The sequence below is a fragment of the Phocaeicola sp. RTP21198st1_B8_RTP21198_201120 genome, from assembly GCF_040929485.1.
GTDB classification, from domain to species: Bacteria; Bacteroidota; Bacteroidia; order Bacteroidales; family Bacteroidaceae; genus Phocaeicola; species Phocaeicola dorei.
This window is the reverse complement of the sequence record NZ_JBCOCI010000355.1, coordinates 1-828: the sequence shown is the minus strand read 5'-3', so window position 1 is coordinate 828 and position 828 is coordinate 1. Positions and strand designations below refer to the sequence as shown.

1 protein-coding gene is annotated in these 828 nt (G+C 30.9%); it reads left to right on the top strand.

Translation table 11 applies throughout. The features are described 5' to 3' along the window. Positions 1–316 precede the first annotated feature (316 nt). Positions 317–805, top strand: a complete 489-nt coding sequence (locus AB5935_RS26240) for a hypothetical protein (protein ID WP_368327898.1) — start codon at positions 317–319, stop codon at positions 803–805. The last annotated feature ends 23 nt before the right edge of the window (positions 806–828 follow it).

Sequence of the window (828 nt, the reverse complement as noted above, 5' to 3'; positions counted from 1 at the left end):
ATTGGTGGAAAATCCCCATGTGCAAAATGTCTCCCAATAATCCAGTTGAACATTTAAAATCATATTGGTAAAACATATAAAGATAAAAAATGATAGCCTTTATTTAATTGATGATTATTGTGCAAATACATATAATTTGTTGATATATTGTGATTTATGATATTTGTGATTACATAAAGAATTAAGCATAAAAAAAGGGATTTCTTTATGTTTTTTTCTTCATTTCATACGCTTCTATTTCTCCGTAGTTTTGCAGTGTAATCAAAAACAAAGGTGCGCACCTCGTTTGAGATTCATTAATGTTTAATTTTTTAAAATGAAGATTATGAATTTAGAATTTGGAGAAAAGAAAGTAATTAAGTCTTATGACAATGAAGGTGCAATGCAAACTGTAAAGGCAATGATGAAAAGAGGTGAGCAATTGATTGTTAGGTTTTATACTAACAAAGAGAACTATCCATGTGCTTGGATTGAATCCAAAAAGATTCAAGGTTTCTGTTTGATATTGAATCAAGAAGGATTAAGTTGGTTACGTACTTATTTGGAAACAGGACAAGCGGAAGATTTTGGTTTTAATCCTAATAGTGTTACGGCTTATAGTGAAGGAGAAGATAAGGCTTTCCAACTATCAATTTTTAAGCCATTGATTTTAGCGGGAAAAGCATTACAATTTGTTCCTACGTTTCGTGAGTATGGAGCGAAAATTACTGCCAGTGCTTTTTTCAGAAAAGGAAAGATTTTCTTCCGGTTGGAAAGGACAGAAGAGTTATATGATTATTTATTGGAAAAAGAATTGATAGCATAATTGAATTATTAACGGGGGAAGGC

Coding starts and splice junctions, on each gene's coding strand:
- AB5935_RS26240 (WP_368327898.1), top strand. CDS start 317: ATGAAGATTATGAATTTAGAATTTGGAGAAAAGAAAGTAATTAAGTCT.